This window comes from Rhodococcus sp. BS-15, assembly GCF_000813105.1.
Lineage (GTDB): Bacteria > Actinomycetota > Actinomycetes > Mycobacteriales > Mycobacteriaceae > Rhodococcoides.
Map to the genome: position 1 here is coordinate 1 of NZ_BAOX01000478.1, position 2280 is coordinate 2280.

A 2280-nucleotide genomic window follows, 5' to 3' on the forward strand; every position below is an offset into this window, starting at 1 on the left:
ACGGTGACGGCATCGGCGACCTCCAGGTCGACGTCGAACGCCTCGGCGCCTACGAGAGCCGACTGGTCATCGGTGACCACCGCTACCAGGTCGTCACCGTCGCCGGAGCCGCCCACTTCCTCGTCGAGGTCGACGGCATCAGCCACCAGATCTCCCAGGACGAGGCCGGTCTGGTCCGCGCGCCTGCTCCCGCCGTTGTCGTTGCCGTCCCGGTCGCCGTCGGAGACGAGGTCGAAGCGGGACAGACCCTGGTCGTCCTCGAATCGATGAAGATGGAAACTGCCGTCCGGTCCCCGTATGCGGGCACCGTGCGTGAGGTACTGGCCTCGGTCAACGGACAGGTCGACGCTGGAGCAGCCCTGCTGCGCGTCGATCAGGCCGGTGAGCAGAAGGTCTCCGAGCAGGCACCGCGCGTGCAGTTCCGCGGGATCGACGACGCCGCGCAGCGTACGCCGCAGCGCCGCGCCCTGGACCGCCTCGACGAACTCGCAGCCCTCATCACCGGTTTCGATGTCAGCGGAGCCCGTGCTCGAAACCTGTTGTCCACCTACGAGACTCTGCGCGCCGACGTGCCGCGGAACGACTCGGAGCTGGTGAGTGCCGAACTGTCGTTGCTGAACACCTTCGCCGATATCTGCGAACTCTCGCGGAACCGGCCGACGATGGACGAAGAGAGCACCGACGAGCGCGTCCACTCCCCGCGTGAACACTTCCACTCGTTCCTGCAGTCGCTCGACGCAGACGTTCAGGGGCTCCCGGAGTCGTTCCGCGCCAAGCTCACTCGTGCACTCGCGCACTACGACGCCGCCATCGACGAGGGCCGTACCCCCGAACTCGAAGAGGCCGTCTACCGCGTCTTCCTGGCACTGCAGCGCATGGAGAACCAGGTTCCGGTCATCGCGGCCCTGCTCGGCCATTGGCTCAGCGACTGCTCGGCGCAGCCCGAAGCCACCCCGGCCATGGCCGAGGTACTCGAGCGACTCATCGGTGCCACCCAGGCCCGCTACCCCGTCATCGGCGACGTCGCCCGCAACCTGCGCTTCCGACTGTTCGACGAGCCACAGATCCGCAGTGCACGCGAGAAGATCTACGACGGAGTCCGCGGTAGCCTGCAGTACCTCGCCGAGAACCCCGACGCCGCCGACTACTCGGCGCGTATACAAGAGGTCGCCGACGTCGACGAGCCGCTGCTCGATCTACTCAACGAGGATGTCGATCCGGGTGTGATGCTCGAAGTGATGACACGCCAGTGCTACGGAATTCATCAGTTCGAGAACGTGGCAGCATTTAATCGGGACGATTTAGAATTCGTGACAGGAGCTTTCCTGCTCAACGGAGTCCGTGTGCATGTCGCCGCAGTGCAGACTGATCGGTTCGTGGTGCACTCGGCGCTGGCTGCGATCGACGGGATCGTTGAGTCCACACCTGGGATTCGGGTTGCCGACGTGTATCTGTTTTGGCCGGATTCTCCGGCCGACGGAGACGACCTGAGTGCGGAGCTGCAGAGAATCCTTGAACAGTCGCCTGTAAGAGCATGGCGCCGAGTCACGTTCACAGTTTTCGGATCCGGAACTCCCCGCCAAATCACGTTGAGGCCAACCGGTATAGGAGCCGTGTTCGCCGAGGACACGATCATTCGGGACATGCACCCGCTGACCGGTCAACGACTGGACCTGTGGCGACTGAAGAACTTCGACGGAGTTCGGTTGCCCGCCAGCGCAGGAACGTACCTGTTCCATCTGACGTCGAAGGCCAACCCCTCCGACGAGCGACTGGTTGCCCTGGCCGAGATCCGCGGTGTCACAACACAGTTGGACGATGCCGGCAACATCGTCGCCGTACCCGAGATCGAGCGCACAGTCGCAGCCTGCCTCGACGGAATCCGCCGGGCCCAGGCCGGACGCGGCAAGAAGCGACTCGACGCCAACCGGGTGGTGCTCTACGTCTGGCCGGTACTGAACGTTCCCGCCGACCGCATCGCCACGATCGCCCGGCACATCGCGCCGCTGACGATCGGGGCAGGCCTCGAGGAGATCACCCTCATCGCACGTCTGGCCGAAACACCCGGCGCAACACCGCGCGAGGTCGCGTTGCGCCTGTCGTACCGATCCGGTGCAGGCATCGTCGCCAAGGTGACGCCGCCGCCGACCGAGCCGATGCGTCCACTCGACGAGTACACCCAGAAGGTCCAACGCTCGCAGGCTCGCGGCACCGTCTACCCGTACGAGCTGATTCCGTTGCTCAGCAGCAACGGCGGCACGTTCACCGAGTACGACTTCG

The 2280-nt window shown here is 65.0% G+C and carries 1 protein-coding gene; it reads left to right on the top strand.

Translation table 11 applies throughout. The annotated features are described in order from the left end of the window. Positions 1 to 2280: acetyl-CoA carboxylase biotin carboxyl carrier protein subunit (locus RHBS_RS27080; RefSeq protein ID WP_145977641.1), on the top strand; the 2280-nt coding region annotated here is incomplete at both ends.